Source organism: Stenotrophomonas maltophilia group sp. P373 (genome assembly GCF_053295075.1).
Genome location: NZ_CM129994.1, coordinates 3081753 through 3108518 on the forward strand (window position 1 = coordinate 3081753; position 26766 = coordinate 3108518).

Sequence of the window (26766 nt, forward strand, 5' to 3'; positions counted from 1 at the left end):
GCTCTACAACAGCGGGCTCAGCGCATCAGCACCACTTCCTCGGCCGAGGTCGGGTGGATCGCCACGGTGTCGTCGAACTGGGCCTTGGTCGCGCCCATCTTCACCGCCACCGCGAAGCCCTGCAGGATCTCGTCGGCCGCTTCGCCCAGCAGGTGGATACCCACCACGCGCTCCTCCGGGCCCGCGCACACCATCTTGAACAGGCTGCGCTGGGTGCCGTTGGCCAGCGCCTGCAGCATCGGGCGGAAACGGCTGTGGTAAACGCTCACCTGGTCAAAACGCGCGCGCGCTTCTTCTTCGCTCATGCCCACTGCACCCAGCGGCGGGTGCGAGAACACCACGCTGGCCACGTTCTCGTAATCCATCTTCGATTGCGGACGTCCACCGAACAGGCGGTCCATCAGCCGCCGTGAAGCGGCCACCGCCACCGGCGTCAGGCCGACCTTGCCAGCGATGTCGCCCACCGCGTGCACGCTCGGCACAGAGGTGGTCTGCCATTCGTCCACCTCCACCTGCTGGTGCTCGCCGATGCCGATGCCCAGCGCTTCCAGGCCCAGGTCGCGACTGTTGCCGCGCCGGCCGGTGGCGAAGAACACTGCATCGAACACGCTGTCGAGCGGGCCATCATGACCGAACGCACGTACGCGTTCGCCATCGCGCTGCAGTTCGCGCAGGCGATAGCCGAAATGGATGCGCACGCCCTGCTGCTTCAGGTTCTCGGCCAGCTGATCGGTCAGCTCGTAATCGAAGCGATCCAGCAGCCGCTGGCCGCGCACCAGCAGGCTGACCTTGCTGCCCAGTGCCTGCAGCAGGCCGGCCAGCTCCACCGCGATGTAACCGCCACCGATGATCGCTACCTCGGCCGGTGCCGCACGCAGATCGAAGAAGTCATCGGAAACCAGGCCCAGTTCAGCGCCGGGAATATCCGGGCGCAGCGGATGCGCGCCGGTGGCGATCAGGATGTGCTCGGCGCTGTAATGCACGCCGTCACTGCAGGCCACGGTATGCGCATCGAGCAGACGGCCGCGCGCAGGGATGCGCACCACGCCGGTTTCATCCAGGCGCTTGTGGTAGCTGGTGTGGATGTTGGTGATGTAGGCCTGGCGATGGATCACCAGCTCCTTCCACGACAGCGCCGGGCGTGCCTCGACATCGAAGCCCATCGCATTGGCCAGGCCGATGCGCTCGTGCAGGTCGGCCGCCAGCCACATCGCCTTCTTCGGCACGCAGCCAACATTGACACAGGTTCCGCCCAGTTCGCCCGGTTCCAGCATCGCCACGCGCTTGCCATGCTGTGCTGCGCGGATGGCGCCGGCCAGGCCGGCGGACCCGCCGCCAAGGACGATCAGGTCGTAATCATAAGGTGCAGTGCTCATCGGAATCGCTCGGGTCGGTAAGGGGCAGGATCGATCGCTGGCGTGCGGCCGCAGACGAGATCGGCGATCAGCTGGCCGGTGCCGGCACTCATGCTGATGCCGAGCATGCCATGCCCCGCTGCAAGCCAGACGTGAGGATGCGCGGGCGCGCGGCCGATCGGCACAGCGCATGCGTGCCCATCGCTCACCCCTGCTCCGTCCCGCGCCGCATCGATGGCCACTGCCGATAGGTCATCGCACGCCATATCCACTCGATCGGGCCGAAGCGGAAATGGCGCAGCCACAGGTGCGAGAAGACCACCTGCGCGGCAAACAGCAGCAGCGCGAACAACAGCTGCACACTGCGCGGCATCGTCTCGAACCTGCCCAGGCCATACTGGTAGAAGGTCCAGGTACACAGCAGCGACTGGCCAAGATAGTGGGTCAGCGCCATGCGTCCGACCGGTGCCAGCCAGGCCAACCGCGCACGCCAATGCACGATCCACGCGAGGTAACCCAGGCACATCGGCAGGCCACCGATCGTCACCAGCGCCATCGCCGCCGTCGCCGGCAGGCCGTAGGCACCCGGCGCCAGATAGGGCTTCCAGGCAACACCCAGCAGCGTGACCACAAGGCCCAGCGGCAGTGCCCCCCAACGCAGCACCGCGTACAGCCGCGGAAAGCGCTCCGGCGTCGCCAACGCGCCGCTGCCGGCGAACCAGCTGCCGATCAGGAACATGCCCAGCACTTCCGGGCCGGTGATCAGCAGCGCGCCCATCGAGGTGCCGAACTCGCTCAGGCGCTGCACAGTGGCCTGCGCCCAGCTGCCCTGCCCGTACACCTGCCGCTGCAGGTCGATGCTCTGCTGCGCCTCGGCAAGCATGCCCCGCACCTCTTCGGTCGAAGCCATCGACACCATCGCGCCCACCAGCAGCATCAGCGCAACGCCGCCCAGATAGACGGTCACGCCCATCCACGGCAGCCAGCTGCGCGGCGCCTCGCGGCAGGCCAGCAACGGCAACGAGACCAACGCGTACATCACCAGGATGTCGCCGGACCAGACCAGCAGCGCGTGGCACAGGCCGATCAGCAGCAGGCCAGCGCTGCGGCGCAGATAGAACGGGGTGAAGTCGCGCCCGGCGGCCTCAGCGCGCTGCGCCATCACCGCGAAGCCGGCGCCGAACAGCAGCGAGAACAGGGTGAAGAACTTGCCCTGCACGAACACGTACACAAAGGCATCGGCCCAGTAGTCGATGCCCTGCCAATGCACGTCGATGCCGGTGAAGGCCAGGTCCAGCGGTCCGCTGAAGGCCTCGATGTTCATCAGCAGGATGCCCAGCAGCGCGGCACCGCGCAGCACGTCCAGCACGGCGATGCGTTCGCCGGAAGCGACCGGCTGCAGGGAAGGAGAAGCGGCGTTCACGGGGCGTCCGTCAGGCAGGTCCGCCATTATGCCGCCGGCCCGTACGCCATGGATGGCCGCGCCGTGTTCCAGAAACGCAACGGCCCGCCGAAGCGGGCCGCTGCATCCATCACGATCGCGCTGCGATCAGTGCTGGTGACCACCGTCGCCGTGGACGTGGCCGTGGTCGATCTCTTCCTTGCCGGCTTCGCGCACGTCGACGATCTCGACGTCGAAGTGCAGATCCTTGCCGGCCATCGGGTGGTTCAGGTCGACGTCGACGACGCTCATGCCGACCTTCTGCACGGTCACCGCACGCGGGCCGAAGTTGGTCTGCAGCACGACCTGCTGGCCCGGGGCCAGCTTGGTGTTGCCGAAGTGCTTCTTCGGCACGCGCTGGGACAGGCCTTCACGACGCTCGCCGTAGGCATCGGCCGCCTTGACGTCGACGTTGAAGGTCGCGCCGGCCTCCTTGTCCATCATGGCGTTTTCCAGGCCCGGGATGATGTTGCCGTGGCCGATCAGGATCGCCAGCGGCTCGCCGCGGTCCTTGGACGACTCGATCGGCTCCTGGCCGACTTCGGAAACGGTGTAGTGGAAGCGGACAACGCGGTCTTTTTCGATCTTCATGCGCAACTCTGTCTGGATCTGCCGAAGGCAGGCGGGTTGGGGCGGGTTGTCGCCCGGCGGGGACGCCGCCATCATGACGGCCAATCCAAGGTGGCGCATTATCCGGAGATCATGCACATCACGCCAGTTTCGTCCGGCCCGCGCCGGTTTCTCGCCCCGGCCCTGTTGCTGGCCCTGCCCGTGTTGATGACCGCCTGTGGAGGCGGCAAGGCCACCCGCCCGGCGCCGCCGCCGCCGACGGCGAACTGGCCGAAGACCGTGCCGGACAACCCCGAGGCCGCCAACTCGGTGCTGATGCGGGCCATCAGCCTGGTCGGCACGCCCTACCGCTATGGCGGCAATACCCCGGATTCGGGCTTCGACTGCAGCGGCCTGGTCGCCTATGTCTATCGCGAAATGCTGGACCTGCGACTGCCGCGCACCTCGCGCGACCTGGCCGCGGTACAGGGCCCGAAGATCGATCCGCAGCGCCTGGCCACCGGCGATCTGGTGTTCTTCGGCAGCCGAGGCAGCGTCACCCATGTCGGCATCTATGTAGGTGAGGGGCGTTTCGTGCACGCGCCGAGTACCGGCGGGACGGTACGCCTCGACTCGCTCAGCGGCCCCTACTGGAAAGACCACTACACGGGGGCGAAACGCGTCCTTCGCTAAAATGAACAGGCGATATGTTCAAAACTGTGACTTACATCACTACCGCAATAACGTTTTACTAACGGAATTTTTAACTTATCGGCGCTTTTACAGGGCATGATGCCCCATCGTTTTTTTCCTGTGACCGACGCGTGACGACTGACGACCTGAAAAGCGAAGGCCAGACTTCCGTATCTTCACGCAGTGCCCGCCCGTTGTTGCTTGGCCTGGCACTGTGCCTGACCAGCCTTCCGGCCTGGTCGCAGACCGCTCCGAACCGTTCCGATGTGCCCCCGGCCCCGGTGGCCGAGAGCGCCGCCCGACCGGCCGCCAAGGCCGAGGCTGCCGCTCCGCAGCGCAGCCGCGTCGATGCCGCCGCCAGCGCCACGCTGGCCGCCCTGCTGCCGCACCTGGCCGCCAACGACACCATTCCGCTGATGGACCGCTCGGCCGTGGTGGCCGGCGACCTCAGCCGCCTGCTCGCCAATTACGACACCAGCAGCGCCGCCAATGGCAGCGTTGTCGGTACCGCCGCCGACAACGGCAAGGTGCAGTCGCTGCTGCGCCGCGCGATGACCCTGCTGGGCACCCCGTACCGTTGGGGTGGCAGCAACCCGGACAGCGGTTTCGACTGCAGCGGCCTGGTCGGTTATGTGTTCCGTTCGGCCTTGGGCATCGAGCTGCCGCGCGTCTCGCGCGAGATGGCCCACGATGACAACGCCGAACTGATCAACGACCGCACCGCGCTGGCCGCAGGTGACCTGGTCTTCTTCGGCCGCAAGGGCCGCGTCGACCACGTCGGCATCTATGTCGGCGACGGCCGCTTCCTGCACGCACCGAGCTCCGGCAAGGACGTCCGCGTGGACACCCTGCTCAGTGGCTACTGGGGCAACAAGTTCATGCAGGCCCGCCGGGTCGACCTCTGACCCGCTGGCGCTACGGCGCCGCCTGATGCGAGAAGCCGCTGCCCTGCAGCGGCTTTTTTGTTTGCGCCCCCGGTAGGTGCCGACCTTGGTCGGCATCGCGCCGCCTGCCCTGGTGGGTGCCGACCGTTGGTCGGCACTGCCTCCATCCACGCATGGCGTGGATCTACCAGGACCCGCCTTGGCCGCCACCGCGCCAACCAGCTCCCAAACAAAAGGCCCGCCGGGTCAGGGCGGGCCTTTCATCTCCACGCAACCTTAGGCGCGTGGCGGTGTCGGGTCAGGATCGTCCACGCCCACATTGCTGGACGGATTGTCATACACCGCCTGGTCGAGCAACCCGGTCTCCTTGGCCACGAGCACCGGCACCAGCATCTGGCCGGTCACATTCGTCATCGTGCGCATCATGTCCAGGATGCGGTCGATGGCATACAGGTAGCCGATGGTCTCCAGCGGCAGATTGGCTGCGCTCAGCACCACCGTGGCCATGATCACCGCAGTACCCGGCACGCCGGCGGTGCCGAAGCTGCCCAGCACCGAGGCGATCAGCACCACCACGTACTGCTCCGGGGTCAGCGGCACGCCGCTGTACTGCGAAATGAACACCGCGCACAGCGCCGGATAGATCGCGCCGCAGCCGTCCATCTTGATGCTGGCGCCCAGCGGCACCGCGAACGAACCGTAGTCCTTGTTCACGCCCAGGTTGTGGGTGATCGAACGCAGCGCCACCGGCATCGCAGCGAAGCTGGACGAGCTGACGAACGCAACCTGCATGCCCGGTGCGGCGCCACGGAAGAACTTCAGCGGGTTCAGGCCGTGCGCCAGCAGCAGCGCGCTGTAGACCACCACGATGTGCAGCGCACAGGCCACGTACAACGCCAGCACGAAATGGCCCAGCGGCAGCAGCTTCTCGAACCCATAGCTGCCGACCAGGCCTGCGATCAGGCCGAAGGTGCCGATCGGGGTGACTTCCAGTACGAAGCGGGTCACCTGGATCATGATGTCGCTCATCTGGCCAACCAGCTTGCGCGCCTCGGTCACCTTCTCGCCCAGCTTGACGATGGCAAAGCCCACCAGGCCGGCGAAGAAGATCACCGGCAGGATCGAGCCGCGACCCGCAGCCAGCACGGTCTCACCGGCCGCGTTGACCTTGGTGCCGATGCCGGACAGTGCATAGAAGACATTGGCAGGCACCACGTCCAGCAGCACCTGCACCACGCTGGGCACTTCGCGCGGCACGTAGTTGCTGGCCATCGACAACTGCAGGCCACCCGCGCCGGGCTGCAGCACCGTACCCACGGCCAGGCCGACACACACTGCCAGCGCAGCGGTAATCACGAACCACAGGAAGGTGCGCCCACTGAGCGCGGCCACGGACTTCTGCCCGTGCAGCGACGAGATCGCGTTGATGACCGCGAAGAACACCAGCGGCACGGCGATCATCTTGATCAGGGTGACGTACAGCTCACCGAGCGGGCCAAACCACGTTTCCGCGGCCGGGCCGAGCGCCCAGCCGGCCAGCGCGCCGAGCACGAAGCCACCGACCACGCGCTGCCAGAACGGAATCCGCAGCCAGGCAGAGACCAGCTTCATAGGCAATCCAGAGGGGAAGGAAGGGATGCTGGCACGATAGCCCAAGGCAGCCCGCAGAACGACCGCCCGGCCGGCAAATCAGTGTGTCATCGGCGTGCCTTGCTGGGGCGGGCATAATGAATGTCCCGTTACAGTTTGTGAGATCCCAGCGTCCATGCGTCGTTCCGTCTCTCTGTTGGCCGCCTGCGCCACCACCCTTCTGCTGGGCGCCTGCGCCAGCTCCGCCCCCGCGTCCGCCCCGGCCGGCCTGAAGGTCGCCGTCGATCCCGTCGCCCATCCGGCCGGCGAGACCCCGCAGTGGTGGTACCGCAGCGGGGCCGCCCAGGCTGCGGCCAATGGTGCGATGTCCGGCAAGGCCAAGAACGTCATCCTGTTCCTCGGTGACGGCATGAGCCTGACCACTGTGGCCGCCTCGCGCATCTACGAGGGCCAGCGCAAGGGCGGCTCCGGCGAGGAGAACCTGCTGTCCTGGGAACGCTTCCCGGCCACGGCGTTCAGCAAGACCTACAACACCGATTCGCAGACGCCTGATTCGGCCGGCACCATGACCGCCATCACCACCGGCGTGAAGACCCACATGGGCGCGATCGGCGTCAGTGCCGGAAGCCGCACCGACTGTGCCGACAGCCTGTCCAAGGGCCTGCTGACCTGGCTGCAGCTGGCCGACAGCGCCGGCCTGGCCACCGGCGTGGTCTCCACCGCACGCCTGACCCATGCCACCCCGGCTGCCACCTACGCGCACTCGCCCGAGCGCAACTGGGAAAACGACACCGACCTGACTGAAGCGGCCAAGGCGGCCGGCTGCAAGGACATCGCCCAACAGCTGCTGTCGACCTCGCGCTATGGGCGCGGCCCGCTTGTCGCCCTTGGTGGCGGCCGTGGTGAGTTCACCACCGTGGAAGAGCGCGACCCGGAATACGACGACAAGGTTGGCCAGCGCCTGGACGGCCGCAGCCTGGTCCAGGAATGGCAGCAGGCGCATCCGCAGGGTGCCTATGTCTGGAACAGCAAGCAGCTGGCCGCGGCCGCCAATGCGCCGGCCATCCTTGGCCTTTTCGAACCGGACCACATGCGCTACGAGTACGAGCGCCCGCAGGATCCGGGCGGTGAGCCGAGCCTGGCCGAACTGACGGCTGCAGCGATCAAGAACCTTTCCAGGCACCCGGAAGGCTACGTGCTGATGATCGAAGGCGCGCGCATCGACCACGCCAACCACAGCGGCAATGCCTACCGTGCACTGACCGAGACCGTGGCGCTGTCCGATGCGGTGCGCGTGGCCAACGAGCTGACCTCGGCCGACGACACCCTGATCATCGTCACCGCCGACCACTCGCACACGCTGAACTTCGTCGGCTACCCGGCACGCGGCAACCCGATCCTGGGCAAGGTGAAGGACAAGGGCGGCGAAGACGGCGCCGGCAAGCTGGACTACGCCCTGGACGGCACCGGCCAGCCGTACACCACGCTGAGCTACGCCAACGGCCCAGGCCACACCGGCAGCAGCAACCAGCAGCCGGCCGGGCCGAAGCGCTACCCGCACAACCCAAGCAGCTTCGAACCGGCCAACGGTCGCCCGAACCTGCGCGAGGTCGACACCGAGCATCCGGACTACATGCAGGAAGCGCTGGTGCCGATGAAGTCCGAATCGCATGGTGGTGAGGACGTCGGCATCTGGGCACGTGGCCCGGGCAGCAAGGCGATCCGCGGCACGCTGGAACAGAACGCGATCTACCACATGATCGTGCAGGCCACCCCAGCCCTGCGCGAGCGCCTGTGCCAGGCCGGCACCTGCGATGACAAGGGCGTCCCTGTGCAGTTGCCGGCACCGACGGCCTTCGAACGCAAGGCCGAGGCCAAGTGATCGCGCGGCAGGCCCGCCCTGCCCCTGCCAGCGGCCGCTTTGCGCGGTCGCTGGCAATGCTTGGCGTGCTGGTCAGTGCCAATGCACAGGCACAGGCATGCAAGCTGCTGACCGACGAACACGGGTTGTGGCCGCTCCCCAACTGCGAGGTGGTCGATCACCGGCTGAAGATCAGCGCCGATACGCTGAAGGACCTGAACTACGACGACCACGGCCTGGCCGTGGTGTATGCCGACCAGGGCTTCCACTACGTCGACCGCACGGGCCACAGCCTGCCGGTGCTTACCTGGGACAACGGCCCGGAAACGCCGCAGGAAGGCCTGCTGCGCGGCCGCGTCGGCAATCGCGTGAGCTACTTCGATCTGGAATTCCGCCAGGTGGTGCCGGGCACCTTCGATTTCGCCTGGCCGTTCCAGGATGGCGTGGCCGAGGTCTGCAACGGGTGCCGGCGTGGCATGCCGGATGCCGATGGCCACACGCCGATGGAAGGCGGAGAGCGGTTCCGCATCGACCGCTCGGGCCGCCGGGTGAAGTAGGGTTTCGGCAGGGCTGCGCCCTGCACCTGCCGAAGCCGAAGCCGAAGCCAAATCAAGATCAAAAGCGGCTCTGGTTTTCTGTGAGTTGGGCGGGGCGGTGTGGCTGGTCAGGACACGCCGTAAACCCGTCCTTGGGGGCTCGATGGCGCCATCCATGGCGCCAACGGTCCTGCCCACCCACACCGCCCCACCCCCGACAGATTTCCGGTGACGGTTGGACCGTCCACGCCATGCATGGATCAGATCTGTCAGATATCGAATTGAATCCGGGGGTCAGATCCGTTTTCCGCAGGAAAACGGATCTGACCCCATGAGCAATCCGACAGTTCGCAGGAAACTGTCGAAGGCGGGGTGGGTCCGGTTGCAGCGTCCCCCGCAACCGGACCCACCCCGCCATCCCTCAGCAGACCAGCTGTTGCTGTTGCTGTTCCTGTTGCTCTGGCTCGTAGCAGGTGCAGGGCGCAGCCCTGCCAAGCAAACCCCACCCTATACTTGCCGCCGTGACTGCCTTCCCTGCCCTCGTTCCGCTGGATGCGCCGCTGCTGGTGGGTTACAGCGGCGGTGTCGACTCGACCGTGCTGCTGCACTGGCTGTGGCGCTGCGCACAGGCCTCCGGCACGGCGCTGCGTGCGGTGCACGTACACCATGGCCTGCAGGCCGATGCGGACGCCTGGGTGCTGCATTGCCAGCAGCAATGCGCGGCACTGGGCATTGAACTGGCCGTGCATCACGTGCAGGTCGACAAGCGCGCGGGCCTCGGCCTTGAAGGCGCGGCGCGGCAGGCACGACGTGCAGCGTTCGCCGCCGAACTGCGCGACGGCGAAACGCTGGCACTGGCGCAGCACCAGGACGATCAGGCCGAGACCTTCCTGCTTCGTGCCCTGCGCGGATCCGGCGTCGATGGCCTTGCCGCGATGTCCGCACACAGCCGCCTTGGCGAACAGCCTCTATGGCGGCCGCTGCTGGCGGTGCCACGCAGCGCACTGCTCGACTACGCGCGGCAGCACGCGCTGCGCTGGATCGAAGACCCCAGCAATGGCCACGACCACGCCGATCGCAACTTCCTGCGCCTGCAGGTGCTGCCGTTGCTGCGCCAGCGCTGGCCGCATGCGGCTGCGGCATTGGCGGGCAGCGCAATGCACTGCGGGCAGACCCGTGCTCTGCTGGACGAGGAAGACGCCGAGCTGATCGCGCATCTGGAAGTGGCACCACGCGTGCTTTCGCTGCAGCTGCTGCGCCAGGTGTCACCGGGGCGTGCCGCGCGCGTGCTGCGCGCCTGGGTGATCGGCCACGGTGCCGCCCCACTGCCGGCCACGGTACTGCAGCAGGGTCTGCACGAACTGCTGCCGGCCAGCAACGATCGCCAGGCGCGGCTGCGCTGGCACGAGCATGCCATCCAGCAATGGCGCGAGCACGCCTATCTGCTGCCCGCGCAGCTGCCATCGCTGCCCCGCGGATGGCAGGCCGAATGGGACGGGCATGCCCCCCTGCCGCTGCCCGATGGTGGCCAACTGCGCCTGCAGGGCGCCGTGGCCTTCGAACGGCCGCTTCAGGTCCGTGCACGCGTGGGCGGTGAGCGCATCATGTTGCCCGACCGCCCGCATTCGCATGCGCTGAAGGACTGCCTGCAACGCGAGCACCTTGCCCCCTGGCGGCGCGCCCAGCTGCCGCTGATCTTCGATGGGCCCCAGCTGCTTGCCGCCGCCGACGTGGTCATCGCAGCTCCCCTGCAGGCCTGGTTGCAGGCCCACGACGCGCAGCTGCAGTGGCGCCCCGGCGGCTGGTGAATTGACCCCCGCGCGCAGCCCGTCCACACTTGCCGCATGGCCAAGAAGTCCCCCGAAAACGCCTCCCCGGTCGCCCAGTTCGAGCAGTCGCTCGAATCGCTGGAACAGCTGGTGGAGCAGATGGAAACCGGCGAGCTGAGCCTGGAAGCCTCGCTCAGTGCTTACGAACGCGGCGTCGGTCTGTACCGCCAGTGCCAGCAGGCGCTGGAACAGGCCGAACTGCGCGTGCGCCTGCTCAGCGATCCGGCGCAGCCGGAAGCATCCGAGCCTTTCGATCCGCCCAGCCATGACGGCTGAGGTTCTGTTCGCGCGCTGGCGCGACCGTATCGAAAGCCAGCTCGACGCCGCCCTGCCCTCGCCCGCCGAAGCACCGCAGCGCCTGCACCAGGCCATGCGCTATTCGGTGCTGGGCGGTGGCAAACGCATGCGACCGCTGCTGGTGTACGCCAGTGGCCATCTGTTTGGCGCGCAGCCTGAACACCTTGACGCAGCGGCGATGGCCGTCGAGCTCATCCACGCCTATTCGCTGGTGCACGACGACCTGCCGGCCATGGACGATGACGCGCTGCGACGCGGCAAGCCGACCACCCACATCGCCTTCGACGAAGCCACCGCGATCCTGGCCGGTGACGCCCTGCAGACCCGCGCCTTCGGTCTGCTGGCCGATGCGCCGCTGCCGGCCACGCTGCGCGTGGCCTGCCTGCAGACCCTGGCCCACGCCTCCGGTGCCTCCGGCATGTGCGGCGGCCAGGCGCTGGACATCGATGCCACCGGCCAGCAGCAGACGCTGGCGGCACTGACCCGCATGCATGCGCTGAAAACCGGCGCGCTGATCCGTGCGGCGGTGCGCATGGGAGCGCTGTGCGGCCAGGCCCACGAACCACAGCTGGCCCAGCTGGACGGCTTCGCCGACGCGCTCGGCCTGGCCTTCCAGGTCCGCGATGACATCCTCGATGTCGAAGCCAGTTCCGAACAGCTGGGCAAGACCGCCGGCAAGGACCAGGCGCAGGACAAGAGCACCTTCCCCGCGCTGCTCGGCATGGACGGTGCGAAGGCGCAGCTGCGCGAACTGGCCGCACGCATGCAGGCTACGTTGGCCGGCCATGGCGAAGAGGCCGACGCGCTGCGCGCGCTGGCCACGCTGGCGGTGGAACGCGATCACTGATCGCTGGCGTGATGCTGCCGCCAAACAGGAACGCCCGGCAATGCCGGGCGTTCCTGTTTGCGCATGCAGACGGTATTACTTGACCAGGCGCAGCGCGAACGGGTAGCGGTAGGCTTCGCCGTTGTTGGCCTTCACAGCGGCGATGATGCAGAACACCAGGTTCAGGATGCCGACGATCGGCGCCAGGATGCCGCCGATGATCACGATGGTCAGCACGATGCAGATCAGCATCGCGATGGTGATGGTGATCTGGAAGTTCAGCGCTTCCTTGGCCTGGTCTGTCACGAAGGACTTGCTGGCGTCATCCTTGTTGATCAGCCAGATGATCAGCGGGCCGATGAACCAGGTGAAGATGCCCAGCAGGTGCGCGGCCAGCGCCATGGTGCGCTGGTCGGCCGGGGCATTGGTGGTTGCCGGCGGCGGCGGGACGTTATCGAATTCACTCACGACAAAACTCCTTTTCATTGGGTGGTCTTGACCCACCAGCACCAAGCTGGTTGCGTCAGGCGGGCATAGCTTACGCCATCGACGCCATCAATCATTACCGGCAATGGTCATCCGCCCCAGCAGGATCGAGCCGGTCCGGATGTGCGAGCGCGGGTCGACGTCGCTGCCGACCGCCTCGATGCTGCTGAACATCTCGCGCAGGTTGCCGGCGATGGTGACGCCGTCCACCGGGTACTGGATCTCGCCGTTCTCGACACGGAAGCCGCCGGCGCCGCGCGAATAGTCGCCGGTCACCCCGTTCACACCTTGCCCCATCAGCTCGGTCACCAGCAGGCCGTCACCCATCTGTCGGGCGATCTCTTCGAGCGAGCCGGCATTGGCCGCCAGCTGCAGGTTGTGCACACCGCCAGCATTGGCGGTGGTCTGCAGGCCCAGCTTGCGCGCCGAATAGCTGCCCAGCACATAGCGCTGCAGCACGCCGTCACGGACCAGCGCCGAAGCACGGGTGGCCACGCCGTCGCCGTCGAAGGCGGCCGAGCGCAGGCCGCGGCGCAGGTGCGGCAGTTCGTCAATCTGCATCCATTCCGGGAACAGGCGCTGGCCGACGCTGTCCAGCAGGAAACTGGCCTGGCGGTACAACGCGCCGCCGGACACTGCCGACAGCAGGTGGCCGACCAGGCTGCGCGCCACTTCCGGGGCGAACAGCACCGGCATGCTGCCAGTGGCCAACGAACGCGGCTGCAGGCGGGCCACGGTGCGCTCGGCGGCGCGGCGGCCGACCAGACCCACGTCTTCCAGGTCCCCCTGTGCCAGCGCGCTGGTATACCAGCCATCGCGCTGCATGCCGTCGCCCTGCCCGGCGATCAGCGCGCAGCCGACCGAATGGTGGGTGCCTCGCTCACGACCGAAGAAGCCATGCGAATTGGCGTACACCGACAGGCTCTGCATGCTCGATACGGAAGCGCCATCGGAATTGCGGATCTGCGCATCGGCCTCGCGGCCAGCGGCCTCGCAGGCCAGGGCCAGGTCCACCGCCTCATCGGCCTGCAGCGCCCACGGGTGCCAGCCATCCAGGTCCGGGAAGTCGGTGGCCATCAGCGCGGCCTCGGCCAGGCCGGCGGCCGGGTCATCCTCGGTATGCCGGGCAATCGCGCAGGCCTGCTCGACCGTAGCGGCCAGGCTGGCCTCGTTCAGGTCGCCAGTGCTGGCACTGCCCTTGCGCTGCCCGAAATAGACGGTCACCGCGATGCCACGGTCACGGGTGGACTGCACAGTCTCGACCTCGCCGAGGCGGACATTGACCTCCAGGCCCCGGTCCTCGCTGCAGCTGACCTCGGCCTGGCTGGCGCCCAGCGCGCGGGCGCGGTCGAGCAGCTGCTGGGAGAGGTCGGCCAGCCGTTCCAGCCGGGCCAGGCTGTCGTCGCCGACGGCCACTTCAGGGGCGATCACGTTCAATGCTTTATCCTGTACGGGTTGGGCCCGGCATCACGCCGGGCGACTTTTTTTGAAATCAGGTAGGGACGATGCGCGGACGCGACGAAGAAACCGGTGAATTCCACGACAAGAGCCGCAGCCAGAACCGGCGCGATGCACTCGACGTGCTGGCCCTGGGTGAGAAGCTGGTGTCGCTGACCCCGGCCCAGCTGGCGCGCCTGCCGATTCCGGAAGACCTGCTGCCGCACATTGCCGAGTGCAAGCGCATCACCGCCCACATCGCCCACAAGCGCCAACTGGCGTTCCTGGCCAAGCACATGCGCCGCGAAGAAGAGGCCACGCTGGATGCGATCCGCGATGCGCTGGACGCCAACAGCGAAACCGGCCGCCGCGAAGTGGCGATGATGCACCGCGTGGAAGACTGGCGCGACCGCCTGCTGGCCGAGGGTGACAAGGCGCTGGCCGCTCTGCTCGATGACTATCCGCAGGCCGACCGCCAGCAGCTGCGCACGCTGGTACGCAACGCGCAGGCCGAGAAGGCCAGGAACAAGCCGCCGCGCGCCTACCGCGAGATCTTCCAGGTGCTGCGCGCGCTGATGCTGCCGGCGGCGCTGGGCCTGAAGGCCGGCGCCGAAGACACCGACCACATCGGGACCGGCGAAGCCGACGAGGACTGAGTCCGCGTCGGCCCGGGCGGTTGCTGTGGCCATCGCCACGCTCAGGCCTGGGTACCGCCGACGGTGATGCCCTCGATCAACAGCGAGGGCTGGCCGACACCCACGGGCACGCTCTGCCCGTCCTTGCCGCAGATGCCCACGCCCTCGTCCAGGGCCAGGTCATTGCCGACCATGCGCACCTTCTGCATGGTTTCCGGGCCATTGCCGATCAGGGTCGCGCCCTTCACCGGCGTGGTGATGCGGCCGTCCTCGATCAGGTAGGCCTCGGTGGCCGAGAACACGTACTTGCCACTGGTGATGTCGACCTGGCCACCGCCGAAGTTGACCGCGTACAGGCCCTTCTTCACCGAACGGATCATCTCCTGCGGATCGTGCTCGCCGGCGCGCATGTAGGTGTTGGTCATGCGTGGCATGGTCAGGTGCGCGAACGATTCACGGCGCCCGTTGCCGGTCGGGGCCATGCCCATCAGCCGCGCATTGAGGCTGTCCTGCATGTAGCCGACCAGGATGCCGTCCTCGATCAGCGTGGTGCACTGGCTGGGGTGGCCTTCATCGTCGATGTTCAACGAACCGCGGCGGCCGTCGAGGGTGCCGTCGTCGACGATGGTCACCCCCGGTGCCGCCACACGCTCGCCGATGCGGCCGGCGTAGACGCTGGTGCCCTTGCGGTTGAAGTCGCCTTCCAGGCCGTGGCCGACCGCTTCGTGCAGCAGCACGCCCGGCCAACCCGGGCCGAGCACCACCGGCATCATGCCGGCCGGCGCCGGCACTGCTTCCAGGTTCACCAGCGCCTGGCGCAGCGCTTCCTGGGCGAGGGCTTCGGGGCGGCCGCTGGCAAACAGGTCTTCGTAGCCATAACGGCCACCGCCACCGGCATAGCCGGACTCGCGACGGCCGTTGTGCTCGACGATCACCTGCACATTCAGGCGTACCAGCGGACGCACATCGGCCGCCAGCACACCGTCGCTGCGGGCGATCAGCACCGTATCGACGCCGCCGGACAGGCTCACCATCACCTGCCTCACGCGCGGGTCGGCGGCACGCAGGTAACCATCCAGGCGCTTGAGCACCTCGACCTTGGCTTCGTTGCCGATACCATCGATCGGGTCCAGCGCCGGGTACAGTGCGCGCGCATTGCCGCGCAGCAGCGATCGCCCGGACTGCACACCGCCCTCACGCGAGATCGCGCGCGCCGACTGCGCCGCCGCCAGCAGCGCGTCGGCATGGATGTCATCGGAGTACGCAAATCCGGTCTTCTCGCCGGAAATCGCACGTACGCCCACGCCCTGCTCGATGGAATGGGCACCGTCCTTGACGATGCCGTCTTCCACGCTCCAGCTCTCGCGGCGGGCGTGCTGGAAATAAAGGTCGCCGAAGTCGACACCGGGGCCGAGCAACTGGCCGAAGGTGCGCTCCAGGCCAGCGGTATCCAGGCCGCCGGGGCGAAGCAGGCGGTCTTGGGCAAGCGTCAGGGCGATATCAGTCATGGCTTCGATCTGGGGGTGCGGGGGCGCTCAGGCAAGCCCCGTGAACAGGGAACCGCGCTCAGCGCGAGCGCGGCAGGTCGGTGACGGTCGGCGGAATGCCCGGTGCAGACGCCGGCTCGGGCGGTGATGGGGACTTGTCGCGGCTGCGCTCGATCACTTCCACCTTCGGCTCCTTCCATGGACCGGTCACCTTGTAGGTTCGGGCGCCAATCTCGCCCAGCGGCTTGGACAATACCGCATTGGTGGCCGCGCCCAGCGCGGCCCCCACCGGGCCGCCGGCCACCGCACCGACCACGGTCAGCAGGTTGCCCGCGCGCGGGTTGACGTCGATGGTCTGGTCGAACCGCTGATTGCGCAGGTCGGCCTGGCCACGGATGGTGATGTTGGCCGCCGGGCCTTCGATCAGCACCTTGTCGGTGCGCGCCATGCCCTGGCCGAACTGCATGCTGCCGTCGATCTGGTTGAACGCGAAGCCCTTGGAGAAAAAGTCGCGGAAGTCGAACATCAGGCGCCGCGGCAGCTGCGCGACGCTGAGCAGGCCCAGCACGCGGCCGGCGCCTGGCTCCAGCTCCAGCAGCTGGCCATTGCGCGCGTGCAGGTCGAGGCTGCCCTGCAGGTTGCCCAGCTGGAAGTCCGACGGGCCTCCGCGCCACGAGGCCTGCAACTGCGCCTGGCCGGAACCGCCGCGCAACTGGCCGCCGTAATCAAGATTCTGCATCAACCCACCCAGATCCTCGCTGCGCACCTGTGCGGTCAACTCGGTACGGGCACCACCGGTCCGGCCCAGCCAGCGACCGCTGATGTCGATCTCCTGGTCCGGCGCACGGAAACGCAGCGCATCCACGTTCAGGCCATTGGCCAACGGTCGCGTGCGCAGCACCGCCTGGCCCAGCACCACCTTGCCGAACTTCAGGTCGGCAATGTCCAGCGCGAACGGCGGCAGCTTGGCCGGGTCCATGTCGTTGGCACCGGCCTGTACCCGCGCCGGTGCAACCGGCGCGCCCGGTGCCGCCGGCAGTGACTGCCAGTGCACGCGGTCAAGCTGGCCACTGATTGTGCCACCGTCCGCATTGGGGACGGTCAGGCGTCCGGCCAGCGACGGGCCGTCCAGCCGCACATCCAGTGCCTGTGGGCCCGGGTGCAGCTGCAGCCGGGTCTGCTCGAACACGCCGCCGATCAGCTTCAACTGGCCAACCTGCACGTCCACCGCTCGCAGCGGCATCGCATCGTCGTCCCCGCCACCCCGCGCCAGGCCGATCCACTCCAGCGCATCCAGCGTCGCGCTGCGGCCATTGACCGTCAGCCCGCTCGGCGGCGGCTCACGATCAACATGATCACTGCCCAGCGTGACCTGCACGCCGGTCTGGTTGTTGTGGCTGCGTGCGGCCAGGGCCAGGCGCTGGCCGAAGGCCACATCGATGCGGCCGGCGCCCATCGGCAACTGCGCGGCCACCGTGGTCGCCAGCGGTTCGGCGGCCGGCTTGTCCAGCGGTGCCGGCAGGTCCAGCCGGGTGCCGATCAGGTCCGAACTCAACCGCAGTTCACTCGGCGGCGCGGGCGCGCCCGGGGCCACCTTGGGCAGGTTGACCGCGATGGTCCACGCAGAAGTGCCGGTGATGTAGGGCTTGAGCCAGGTCATTTCCGGTGCGCGGTCGATCAGCACGCCGGCATCAAGGCGGGCCGTCAGCTGCGACTCGAAGGCGCGCGTGCTGTCATGCACGTAACCGCCGGCACGCAGGCTCAGCCGTCCTTCCTGGCCGAGGTGGCGCACCGCCAGGTCCTCGGCACCGAAACCGCCATTGCTGTAGCGCGCCTGCCCGTGCATGTTGTCAAAGGCCAGCTGGAAGCGCTTGTCGACCAGCTTCACGCCGGCCAGATCGACCGTGCCCTGCAGGTGGCCCTCGCCCTCGTCCTGATGCAGCGGCTGCAGCAGATCGAAGGTCACATGGGCCGGACCACTGGCGACCAGGTTGTCCAGCGTATCGCCGTAATCCTTGTGCAACGGGCTCTGGCGCAGCATCGCCAGCAGCTTGCCGGCCTCGCTCGGCGCGTCGGCACGTACGTACAACGGCTGGTGCCCGAAGTCCGGAATGCCCGCTTCGAATTTCTGTACCGCCACGCCGGCAAGATCACCCCGTCCACGCATGTCGAAGCCAGGGCCGATGAAGGCGATGTCGGCGTCGACCTGGCTCATCAGCGGCCAGTCGTGCTGGAAGCGGATGTCGCCATTGGTGATGTGGCCGGTGGCCTCGAAGCGGCCATCATTGTTGTCGAACGGCCAGTCGTCCAGGTCACCGGTGACCAGGCCGACACCACCACGCACCTGGCCGCCGGCCAGTGCCATGTCCAGCCAGTCGGTGGCGCCCTTGCTCATCTTGGAGTGGATCCAGAAGCGCTTGGCCGCCGTCATCGGCACGTCGTCCAGCTTCGCGGCCAGCTGCAGCCACGGCCGCGTACCGTCGCCCTGGAACCAGACGCCGCCGCGCACGTCGGCCGCGTAGTCGGTGCCTTCCACGCGCATCGCCGGCGTTCCGATCCGCCAACCGCCGCCCTCGTCGCGCCACCCCACGACCTGTCCGGCCAGATGCAGGTCATGCCGCACGCCAAAGCCGGTCGGCCAATCGAACTGCAGCTGCCGTTGCGGCTGCAGCTGCAGGCTGAAGCCATCGGCGTCGCCTTCAAAGCGCCCGCCCAGGCCGCGCAGGCCGGGCGAGTTGCCCACGCTGGCGAAACCCAGCGACTGCAGTTCACCCTGCGCCCACAGGGGGCCATCGTGTTCGCCCGACAGCTGCAACGCGCGCACGTCCAGCTGCGGCCTGGACAGGAACAGCCAGCGCCGCAGACCCGGTTCAAGGAGATTGCTCAGGGCCAGCCCTCGCAGCGCGGTGCCGGCCTGCACCGCACCGGCGTTCACCCGCAGCTGCTTGCCGATCTGCAGCTGCAGGCCATCGAGCTGCTGTTCGCCATCTCCGGTCTTCAGGCGCAGGCGCGGCACCTGCAACGCCCAGCCATCGGCCTGGCGCTGCCAGCGCAGGCGGGCCTGCAGCCGCTGCAGCTGCAGCTGCGGCGCTGCCACGCCGGGCATCGGTGCACCGTCGACGCGCACGTCCCGCAGGTCCGAATCGGTGATCAGCGCGACCGGCGCGAAATCACGCAGGGTCAGCCACAGGTTCAGCTCGCCCTTGCCCTCGCGCAGGCGCACGCCGCCGGCCGCCAGCAAGGGCGACCAGGCATGGAAATCGACCGGGTCGGCACCCAGCCAGGCCTGGCCGTTGCCGCGCATGCGGTCCACGTCCAGTACCGCGGTCAGCGGCAGCGCTTCGGCCTGCGCCCAGGCGCGTACACCCACGCGCAGGCGATCGCCATTGACCCGCATGCGCAGGTCGATGCGCGGCAGCGTGGTGTCGATGCCGATCCCCGGCGCGTGCACGCCCAGGCGGCCGCCGATCACCTGCAGCTCGCCGAGCCGGCGCAACGCATCCAGCGGATCCCCCCCGTTGTCGGATTGCGGCAACCCGCGCACCGACCAGCGTCCGTCTTCGCCCTGCTGCAGGTCCAGCGCCAGGCCACGCAGGCGCAGTTCGGTCAGCGAGCGCCCGGGCAGCAGCCCGCTGTACATCGATACCAGCACCTCGGCCTCGCCGATCGCCAGGCCCTGCCCGGCGCCGATGCGCAGGCCCTTCAGCTGCAGCAGCGGGCCACGACGGGTCCAAGCCGTCTGCAGCTGCTCGAAACGCACTGGCTGGCCGGCCCGCTCACTCAGCCAGGCGGCGATCCTGTCGGGATGACGCTCGGCCAGCGGCAGCAGCTGGCTGAAGGTACCCACCAGCAGTGCAAGCCCGACCAGGCCCACCGCACAGGCGGCAATGAAATGACGGCGGATCCTTCGCAGTCGCAGGCGCGGCGGCGCGCTCATCGGCCACCGCCGGCCTGCAGCCGGCGAGGATCAGAGCAGAACGACATCGAATTGCTCCTGCAGGTACTGCTCGTCCGCCTGGAAGCGGATGCTCTTGCCGAGGAACTCTTCCAGCTCGGCCACCGCCGAGGATTCCTCATCGGTGATGCGCGCGACCACCTTGGTCGATGCGATCACCAGCAGGCGCGCGGCATCGAACTGGCGCACGGCACGGGTGATCTCGCGGAAGATCTCGTAGGTCACCGTCTCGGTGGTCTTGATGCTGCCGCGGCCACTGCACTGCGGGCAGGTCTCCGACAGCTGGCGCTCCAGGCTTTCCACCGTGCGCTTGCGGGTCATCTCCACCAGGCCCAGCGGCGAGAAGTCGTACACCGTGGTCTTGGCATGGTCGCGGGCCAGCGCCTTTTCCAGCGTGCGCAGCACCTGACGGCGATGCTCTGCATCATCCATATCGATGAAGTCGATGATGATGATGCCGCCCAGGTTGCGCAGCCGCAGCTGACGCGCCACTGCCTGCGCCGCTTCCAGGTTGGTGCGGAACACCGTCTCTTCCAGGTTGCGCTGGCCGAGGAACGAGCCGGTATTGACGTCGATGGTGGTCATCGCCTCGGTCTGGTCGATCACCAGGTAGCCACCGGACTTGAGCGGCACCTGCTTGTCCAGCGCGCGGCCGATCTCGTCTTCCACGCCGAACATGTCGAAGATCGGGCGGTCGCCGGAATACAGCTCCAGCTTTTCGGCCAGCACCGGCATGTACTTGGCGACGAAAGCCTGCAACTGGCCGAACGTCTCCTTCGAGTCCACCTTCACCTTGTCCACGTCCTTGCGGATCAGGTCGCGCACGGACCGCAGCGGCAGGCTCAGGTCTTCATAGATGATGCTGCACGACGGCGCTTCGCGGCCGCGGCGCTCGACCACGTTCCACACGCGCGACAGGTAGGCGATGTCCTCGGCGATGGCCTCGGCCGGCTGCCCTTCGGCGTTGGTCCGCACGATGTAACCGTAGCCACCATGCTGTGCCGACAGTTCGGTCACCAGCGCCTTCAGGCGGGCGCGCTCGGTTTCGTCCTCGATGCGCGCCGACACGCCCACTACCTTGGACTGCGGCAGCAGCACCATGTAGCGCGAGGGAATGCTGATCTGCGTGGTCAGGCGGGCGCCCTTGGTGCCGATCGGGTCCTTCACCACCTGCACCACGATGTCCTGGCCGTCACGCAGCAGCTCGACGATCGGCACGCTGGCCGGCGGCGGCAGCGTGGTGTTCTCGGTGTCGGCACTGGCCACCGGCGCCGGGCGCACCACGTCGTTGGCGTGCAGGAACGCGGCGCGCTCCAGCCCGACCTCGACGAAGGCGGCCTGCATGCCGGGCATGACCCGCTGCACCTTGCCCTTGTAGATGTTGCCGACCACGCCACGGCGCCAACCGCGCTCGATGTGCAGTTCCTGCAGCATGCCGTTTTCGATCACCGCGACCCGGGTCTCGCGCGGGGTCACATTGACCAGGATTTCCTCAGACATCGGCAGCCTCCCTGGCGGCATCGGCAGTGGGGACCGGCACGCCACAGCGCGCCAGCAGACGATCGGTATGCAGCAGCGGCAGCCCCATCACGCCGGAGTAGCTGCCGGAAAGATGTTCGATCCAGCGTTCGGCCCCGCCCTGGATGGCGTAGGCACCGGCCTTGTCCAGCGGCTCGCCGGTGGCGACATAGGCGGCGATGTCGGCGGCGTCGATCGGGGCGAAGGTCACCTCGGAAATGACCAGCTCGCTGTCCAGGCCGCCCGCACCGACCACCACCACGGCGGTCATCACCTGGTGGGTGCGCCCGGCCAGCCGCGCCAGCATCGCCCGCGCGTCAGCGGCATCGACCGGCTTGCCGAAGATCTCGCCATCCAGCACGACCTCGGTATCCGAACCAAGCACCCGCGCCTGCGGGTCGTCGGCCAGCACCCGGGCCAGCCCGGCGCGCGCCTTGTCGGCGGCGACCCGGCATACATACTGTTCGGCGCTTTCAGTGGCCGCGCGCTGCTCGACGACCTCCAGGTCAAGGGCCTGGAAGGGGCGTCCGAGTCGGGCCAGCAGCTGGTTGCGTCGGGGGGAGCGGGAAGCAAGATAGAGCATCGGCACAGCATAACCTGAGGCCGCCACCTGAATCGTCGGCAACCCGTTACGGAACGCGTACAACCCCGATCAGGCTCACAGCGCGTTCATCGCTACGACACCACCCTCACCGGCACAACAAGGAGATCCCATGCGCCTGACCGCCACCCCGCTGCTGCTTGCCCTGTCCCTCGCCCTTGGAACCTCGATGACTGCTCATGCCGCTCCGTCGTCGCCGTCGATCGCCGCCGCGGCCGAAGGCACCCTGCTGAACATCTCGGCCAATGCCGAGGCCACCCGCGTGCCGGACGTCGCCACCCTGTCGGCCGGTGTGGTCACCCAGGCAGCCGACGGCAACAGCGCCATGCGCCAGAACGCCCAGCAGATGGACAAGGTGCTGGCCGCGATCAAGGCCGCCGGCATCGCCGAGCGCGACGTGCAGACCAGCGGCGTCAGCCTCAACCCGCAGTACCGCTATGCCGACAATGAGGCGCCGAAGATCACCGGCTACCAGGCCAGCAACACGGTCAGCCTGAAGGTCCGCGACATCGCCAAGCTCGGCAAGGTGCTCGACGCGCTGGCCGCGCAGGGTGCCAACCAGATCAACGGTCCGCAGTTTGAGATCGACCAGCCCGAACCGGTCTATGACGAAGCCCGCCTGGCCGCCCTGAAGAAGGCCCAGGCCCGCGCCCAGACCTATGCCAGGTCGCTGGGCCTGCAGGTGCGCCGCATCGTCAGCATTTCCGAGAACAGCAACGGCGGTTTCCGCCCGATGCCGATGATGCGCACCATGGCTGCCGGCGCGGCGATGGACAAGGCCACCCCGGTCGCACCGGGTGAATCGACCGTCTCGGTCAACCTGGACGTGGTGTTCGAACTGGGCCGCTGATCGCGCCCGGCACGGCCGACACAGGCGGGTCCCGCAGGGGCCCGCCTTTTTCGTGTATTCCGGCGGCGTTGGCTGAAGGCCAGCCCAACGCGCATGCCCCTGCCTCTAGGCAGTGGCCGCCATGCCGCGCTACTGATGAACTGCCAGCCGCGTGCGGCAACCCCGCCACGGACCCTGGTGCGTTGAGGACTTCGTCACTGGCATGGAGGTGGATCATGGTTCGTACCTATCCCGTTGCATCCCCGCACTTCGACCCCGCCCGCGTCGCCGCCTGGAGTGCAGCGATCGCCCTGCACCTGCTGGCCTTCCTGTTGCTGCTCATCCCTGCGACCTATCAGGCCGTGCAGGCCCCGCGTGAAAAGACTCCGGTGCGGCTGATCGAGAAGATCCCGCCACCGCCGACGCCGCCGGCTCCAGTCCCGCCAAAAGAGATCGTCCAGGTGGTACCGAAGCCCCGGACGCAGCCGGTGGTACCGCCACTGCCCGCACCCACCGCGACCGTGGAAGAGACCCAGGGCATCGCATTGCCGGCCGCCGAACCGGCTCCGCCGCAACTGGCGCCCAGCATCGACACTTCCACCCCGTTGGCCGGCGCCCAGCTGCAGTACCGCAGCGCTCCGCCGCCGACCTATCCGATCCAGTCCCTGCGCAACCACGAACAGGGCACGGTGCTGTTGCGGGTGGAAGTGGACACCCGTGGCCAGCCGGTCGCGGTCAGCGTCGAGCGCAGCAGCGGCTCGCGCAACCTGGACCAGGCCGCCCGCCAGCAGGTGCTCAAGCACTGGCGCTTCGAGCCTGCCCAGCGTGACGGCGTGGCGGTTCCGGCCATCGGCATGGTGCCGGTGCAGTTCTCGCTGCCGGACTGAGCGTCCCACCGGCCCGGCCTTGCGCCGGGCCGGCCACTGCCACTGCCCGGCAAATGCGGACATGCCAGGGGCAAGCGTTACTGATTAAGCAAAAATTCACGACTTCGTCACCTGCTGGAAACCTAGATTGGCGCGTCCCGGTATCGATCCGGCGACAGCCCTCAACGCTACGGTTTTCCAGTTAGGAGAGAAGCTGTGAAACACCCGATCCAACGGCCCGCCAGCCGCCGCCGCACCACCCTGGCATCGTCCATCACCCACATCCTCACCGGCGGCGCCCTGCTGCTGGCCGGCGCCGTCGCTTCCTCCTCCGCCTTCGCGCAGGAAAAAGCCACCAACCTCGACCGCATCACGGTCACCGGCTCCAACATCCCCCGCACCAACACCGAGACGCCGTCCCCGGTGCAGGTGGTGAGCCGCCAGGAGATCGACCGCAGTGGCAAGGCCACGCTGGCCGAGTACCTGCAGACGATCACCGCCGATGGCGCCGGCTCCATTCCCAAGACCTTCGGCAACGGCTTCGCCGGTGGCGGCGCCGGCATCTCGCTGCGCGGCCTCGGTGCGGGCTCGACGCTGGTGCTGTTGAATGGCCGCCGCATGGCGACCTACGGCCTGGCCGACGACGGCCAGAAGGTGTTCACCGACCTCAGCACCATTCCGCTCGATGCCGTCGAGCGCGTGGAAGTGCTCAAGGACGGCGCATCGGCGATCTACGGCTCCGATGCCATCGCCGGCGTGGTGAACATCATTCTGCGCAGCGACTTCGAAGGTGCGATCCTGCGTGCGTCCTACGGCCTGTCCGGTGACAGCGACGGCGATACCAAGAAGGCCACCCTGACCGCCGGTACCGGCGACCTGTCCAAGGATGGCTGGAACGCATTCTTCAGCCTGGATGTCGGCAAGTCCGACGCGATCAAGATCAGCGACCGCAAGAACCGCAAGTGGATCGGTACCGGCGACACGCGCCAGTGGGGCTATGACGCTACCGACGCACAGTTCCTCGGCGGCGCCTACCTCAGCGGCCGTACCAACGGCGGCGTCGGCCCGAACGGCTCGGTGTTCAACAATGATGCGCCGTCGCCGCATCTGGTCGCCCTGCCGGGCTGCGCCAACCTGAGCTCCATTCCGGGCCAGACCGAGGCCTCTTCGGCGGCCCAGGGCTGCCTGTGGGATCCGGCCCAGCAGTTCCGTGACCTGACCCCCGAAGAGAAGTACATCAACGTATTCGGCCGTGCGAGCTTCGCCTTCGGTGAAGGCGGCGAGGTCTACACCGAGATCGGCTACTCGAAGAAGGAAACCATCTTCAGCAATACCCCGTCGGGTGTTTCCGGCGGCTGGGGCTTCCCCGGCGGCCCGAAGAACGCCAGCAGCGGTGACGGCGCGACGATGCTCTATGCCGGCCATCCGGACAACCCGCTGCCGTATGCGGCGCGCCTGCGCTACAGCGCGTGGGACGTCGGCCCGCGCGTGACCAACAATACCAACGAGTTCAACCGCTTCCTGGTCGGCGTCAAGGGCAACTGGGGCGACTGGAGCTATGACACCGCCTACCTGCATTCGGGCACCGACCTGGTCAACAAGCGCACCGGCTTCCTGCGTTACAGCTCGGTGCTGTGCGCGCTGGGCAACCCGAACTGCGCCGGTGGTACCTGGCGCATCGGCGACAACGCCAACCTGAACTCGCAGGCACTGTACGACTACATCTCGCCGACCATCAGCGCGCGTGCCAAGTCGAGCCTGGACATGTTCGACTTCACCGTGTCGCGCAGCCTGGCCGACCTCAAGGGGGGGCCGCTGGGCCTGGCGATCGGTACCGAGTGGCGCAAGACCAGCAACAGCCTGACCCCGCAGACCTACACCGACCAGGGTGACATCATCGGCCTGGGCTATTCGGCCTACGACGGCACCCAGAACGTGTACGCCGGCTACGTCGAACTGTCGGCACCAGTGCTGGAACAGCTGGAACTGTCCGGCGCCGTGCGTTACGACAAGTACGAAAGCGGTGAAGGCAAAGCCACGCCGAAGCTGGGCGTGAAGTGGACCCCGGCCGACTGGATCGCACTGCGCGCCAGCTACGCCGAAGGCTTCCGTGCGCCGAACCCGGCCGAGAACGGTGACGGTGGCCTGGCCGCTTTCTCCAACGCACGTGATCCGGTGCGTTGCGCCATCGATGCCGACGAGTGCACACCGCGCTCGATCGCGATCATCACCCGCCCGAACAAGGACCTGAAGCCGGAAGAGTCCAAGAGCTACTCGGTGGGCCTGGTGCTGCAGCCGACCTCGACCACCTCGATGACCGTCGATGCCTGGCAGATCAAGCGCACCAACGAGATCGTGCAGGGCAACACCGCAGCTGCCATTCTGGCCGGCAACGTGCTGCGTGACTCCAACAACATCGGTGGCGTGCCCAACTCGGGCAGCATCCTGGCCGTCAACACCGGCTACGTGAACGCCAGTTCGTCGCGAGTCCGCGGTATCGATACCGATATCCGCCAGACCTTCGATATCGGCCCGGGCCAGCTCGAACTGGACCTGCAGTGGAGCCACATCCTGAAGTTCGAGCGCACCGAAGGCGATGAGACCGTCGACTATGCCGGCACGCACGGCAACTGCGACGTGACCAACTGCATCGGTACGCCGAAGGACAAGATCAACTTCGGCACCACCTGGAAGCAGGGTGCGTGGAGCGTGAGCGGTGTTGCCAACTACATCAGCAAGATGGACAACACCGACAAGCGTGGCGGCGACTACCAGGCGTTCTACGAGGATGGCACGCCGGTGACGAAGATCTCTTCGTTCACCACCTTCGACCTGTCCGGCCGCTGGAACATCACCGACGCCTTCGAGCTCAATGCCTCGGTGGCCAACGTGTTCGACCGCATCGCACCGCTCGATCCGACCACCTACGGCGGCGTGAACTACAACCCGATGCACTTCTCCGGTGCACTGGGCCGTTACTTCACCGTGGGCGCCAAGTACACGTTCAAGTAATCCTGCAGCAGCGTCACCTGCAAAGGCCCGGGCCAACACCCGGGCCTTTGCTTTTTCAATGCCACCCGGCATTGTGGAG

General features: G+C 67.6%; 21 protein-coding genes and 1 pseudogene. 11 read left to right on the forward strand and 11 right to left on the reverse strand.

Annotation, left to right across the window (positions count from 1 at the left end; translation table 11 throughout):
• Positions 1-17: 17 nt before the first annotated feature.
• The 4 genes and pseudogenes from gorA to ACSYHF_RS14410 all read right to left on the reverse strand — a co-directional run bounded on the left by gorA (position 18) and on the right by ACSYHF_RS14410 (position 3387).
• Positions 18-1376 carry a glutathione-disulfide reductase gene (gene gorA, locus ACSYHF_RS14395; protein WP_188248520.1) on the reverse strand — a complete coding sequence of 453 codons (1359 nt, stop codon included), beginning with the start codon at positions 1374-1376 and terminating at the stop codon, positions 18-20.
• Positions 1373-1534: pseudogene (locus tag ACSYHF_RS14400) on the reverse strand (amino acid dehydrogenase); the annotation flags it as partial. The gene gorA and the pseudogene ACSYHF_RS14400, both read right to left, overlap by 4 nt.
• Before the next feature lie 26 nt (positions 1535-1560).
• Positions 1561-2805 carry a DUF418 domain-containing protein gene (locus ACSYHF_RS14405; RefSeq protein WP_005418032.1) on the reverse strand — a complete coding sequence of 415 codons (1245 nt, stop codon included), beginning with the start codon at positions 2803-2805 and terminating at the stop codon, positions 1561-1563.
• A 99-nt stretch (positions 2806-2904) separates the two neighbouring features.
• Positions 2905-3387 (reverse strand): FKBP-type peptidyl-prolyl cis-trans isomerase, encoded by a 483-nt coding sequence (locus ACSYHF_RS14410; protein ID WP_005418041.1) that lies wholly within the window; start codon positions 3385-3387, stop codon positions 2905-2907.
• A 111-nt stretch (positions 3388-3498) separates the two neighbouring features.
• Here ACSYHF_RS14410 and ACSYHF_RS14415 point away from each other — a divergent pair, with 111 nt between their 5' ends.
• A complete protein-coding gene (locus tag ACSYHF_RS14415; RefSeq protein WP_005418044.1) occupies positions 3499-4038 on the forward strand; it encodes a C40 family peptidase in 540 nt (179 codons plus the stop codon).
• Between the two features lie 131 nt (positions 4039-4169).
• Positions 4170-4943: a C40 family peptidase gene (locus ACSYHF_RS14420; protein ID WP_053497133.1), complete on the forward strand. Its 774-nt coding sequence runs from the start codon at positions 4170-4172 to the stop codon at positions 4941-4943.
• A 255-nt stretch (positions 4944-5198) separates the two neighbouring features.
• Here the strand turns inward: ACSYHF_RS14420 and ACSYHF_RS14425 are convergent, their stop codons facing one another.
• The gene (locus ACSYHF_RS14425; RefSeq protein ID WP_005418056.1) at positions 5199-6533 is read right to left on the reverse strand and encodes a dicarboxylate/amino acid:cation symporter; all 1335 of its coding nucleotides are present in this window, start codon (positions 6531-6533) and stop codon (positions 5199-5201) included.
• Positions 6534-6687: 154 nt separating this feature from the next.
• Here ACSYHF_RS14425 and ACSYHF_RS14430 point away from each other — a divergent pair, with 154 nt between their 5' ends.
• The 5 genes from ACSYHF_RS14430 to ACSYHF_RS14450 all read left to right on the forward strand — a co-directional run bounded on the left by ACSYHF_RS14430 (position 6688) and on the right by ACSYHF_RS14450 (position 11882).
• Positions 6688-8394: an alkaline phosphatase gene (locus tag ACSYHF_RS14430; RefSeq protein WP_053497129.1), complete on the forward strand. Its 1707-nt coding sequence runs from the start codon at positions 6688-6690 to the stop codon at positions 8392-8394.
• Complete coding sequence (locus tag ACSYHF_RS14435) at positions 8391-8930, forward strand: WG repeat-containing protein (RefSeq protein WP_134955768.1); 540 nt, start codon at positions 8391-8393, stop codon at positions 8928-8930. Before ACSYHF_RS14430 ends, ACSYHF_RS14435 begins: the two co-directional genes overlap by 4 nt.
• Before the next feature lie 500 nt (positions 8931-9430).
• Positions 9431-10717, forward strand: coding sequence for a tRNA lysidine(34) synthetase TilS (gene tilS / locus ACSYHF_RS14440; protein ID WP_375367102.1), 1287 nt, complete (start codon positions 9431-9433; stop codon positions 10715-10717).
• A gap of 36 nt (positions 10718-10753) precedes the next feature.
• Positions 10754-11014, forward strand: a complete 261-nt coding sequence (locus ACSYHF_RS14445) for an exodeoxyribonuclease VII small subunit (RefSeq protein WP_005410522.1) — start codon at positions 10754-10756, stop codon at positions 11012-11014.
• The gene (locus ACSYHF_RS14450; RefSeq protein ID WP_111126997.1) at positions 11004-11882 is read left to right on the forward strand and encodes a polyprenyl synthetase family protein; all 879 of its coding nucleotides are present in this window, start codon (positions 11004-11006) and stop codon (positions 11880-11882) included. The genes ACSYHF_RS14445 and ACSYHF_RS14450 overlap by 11 nt, the downstream gene beginning before the upstream one ends.
• A 75-nt stretch (positions 11883-11957) precedes the next feature.
• Here the strand turns inward: ACSYHF_RS14450 and ACSYHF_RS14455 are convergent, their stop codons facing one another.
• On the reverse strand, positions 11958-12329 hold the full coding sequence (locus ACSYHF_RS14455; RefSeq protein ID WP_005418071.1) for a DUF4870 domain-containing protein: 372 nt from the start codon (positions 12327-12329) through the stop codon (positions 11958-11960).
• Positions 12330-12416: 87 nt separating this feature from the next.
• The gene (gene pmbA / locus ACSYHF_RS14460; protein WP_070488917.1) at positions 12417-13784 is read right to left on the reverse strand and encodes a metalloprotease PmbA; all 1368 of its coding nucleotides are present in this window, start codon (positions 13782-13784) and stop codon (positions 12417-12419) included.
• A gap of 68 nt (positions 13785-13852) precedes the next feature.
• Here pmbA and yjgA point away from each other — a divergent pair, with 68 nt between their 5' ends.
• The gene (gene yjgA / locus ACSYHF_RS14465) at positions 13853-14440 is read left to right on the forward strand and encodes a ribosome biogenesis factor YjgA (protein WP_447575753.1); all 588 of its coding nucleotides are present in this window, start codon (positions 13853-13855) and stop codon (positions 14438-14440) included.
• Between the two features lie 41 nt (positions 14441-14481).
• On the opposite strand, the gene tldD is transcribed toward yjgA, so the two are convergent.
• From tldD to ACSYHF_RS14485, 4 genes are read right to left on the reverse strand one after another with little or no spacing between them, the layout of a single operon-like run.
• Positions 14482-15927 carry a metalloprotease TldD gene (tldD, locus tag ACSYHF_RS14470; protein ID WP_329915987.1) on the reverse strand — a complete coding sequence of 482 codons (1446 nt, stop codon included), beginning with the start codon at positions 15925-15927 and terminating at the stop codon, positions 14482-14484.
• A 58-nt stretch (positions 15928-15985) separates the two neighbouring features.
• Positions 15986-19843 carry a YhdP family protein gene (locus ACSYHF_RS14475; RefSeq protein WP_447575754.1) on the reverse strand — a complete coding sequence of 1286 codons (3858 nt, stop codon included), beginning with the start codon at positions 19841-19843 and terminating at the stop codon, positions 15986-15988.
• 30 nt (positions 19844-19873) lie between these two features.
• A complete protein-coding gene (gene rng, locus ACSYHF_RS14480) occupies positions 19874-21361 on the reverse strand; it encodes a ribonuclease G (protein WP_005418079.1) in 1488 nt (495 codons plus the stop codon).
• A complete protein-coding gene (locus tag ACSYHF_RS14485; RefSeq protein WP_447575755.1) occupies positions 21354-21962 on the reverse strand; it encodes a Maf family nucleotide pyrophosphatase in 609 nt (202 codons plus the stop codon). Before ACSYHF_RS14485 ends, rng begins: the two co-directional genes overlap by 8 nt.
• A gap of 130 nt (positions 21963-22092) precedes the next feature.
• On the opposite strand from ACSYHF_RS14485, the gene ACSYHF_RS14490 reads away from it, so the two are divergent.
• From ACSYHF_RS14490 to ACSYHF_RS14500, 3 genes are all read left to right on the forward strand, one after another.
• Positions 22093-22830, forward strand: coding sequence for an SIMPL domain-containing protein (locus ACSYHF_RS14490; RefSeq protein WP_005418081.1), 738 nt, complete (start codon positions 22093-22095; stop codon positions 22828-22830).
• 215 nt (positions 22831-23045) lie between these two features.
• Entirely contained in the window at positions 23046-23696 is a 651-nt protein-coding gene (locus tag ACSYHF_RS14495; protein ID WP_005418094.1) for an energy transducer TonB, read from the forward strand.
• A gap of 195 nt (positions 23697-23891) precedes the next feature.
• Entirely contained in the window at positions 23892-26687 is a 2796-nt protein-coding gene (locus tag ACSYHF_RS14500) for a TonB-dependent receptor (RefSeq protein ID WP_005418098.1), read from the forward strand.
• Positions 26688-26766: the final 79 nt, after the last annotated feature.